The sequence below is a fragment of the Enterobacter sp. UCD-UG_FMILLET genome, from assembly GCF_000762975.1.
Taxonomy (GTDB): Bacteria; Pseudomonadota; Gammaproteobacteria; order Enterobacterales; family Enterobacteriaceae; genus Enterobacter; species Enterobacter dykesii.
In genome coordinates, this window is the sequence record NZ_JRJC01000029.1 from 1 (window position 1) to 506 (window position 506).

A 506-nucleotide genomic window follows, 5' to 3' on the forward strand; every position below is an offset into this window, starting at 1 on the left:
GCCCCAGGATGTGATGAGCCGACATCGAGGTGCCAAACACCGCCGTCGATATGAACTCTTGGGCGGTATCAGCCTGTTATCCCCGGAGTACCTTTTATCCGTTGAGCGATGGCCCTTCCATTCAGAACCACCGGATCACTATGACCTGCTTTCGCACCTGCTCGAGCCGTCACTCTCGCAGTCAAGCTAGCTTATGCCATTGCACTAACCTCCTGATGTCCGACCAGGATTAGCTAACCTTCGTGCTCCTCCGTTACTCTTTGGGAGGAGACCGCCCCAGTCAAACTACCCACCAGACACTGTCCGCAACCCGGGTAACGGGTCTACGTTAGAACACCAGCCATTAAAGGGTGGTATTTCAAGGTCGGCTCCACGCAGACTGGCGTCCACGCTTCAAAGCCTCCCACCTATCCTACACATCAAGGACCAGTGTTCAGTGTCAAGCTATAGTAAAGGTTCACGGGGTCTTTCCGTCTTGCCGCGGGTACACTGCATCTTCACAGCGA

At 54.7% G+C, this 506-nt stretch carries 1 rRNA gene; it reads right to left on the reverse strand.

What is annotated here, in order from left to right:
• Positions 1-506: ribosomal RNA gene (locus LA04_RS14270) — 23S ribosomal RNA — on the reverse strand; the annotation flags it as partial.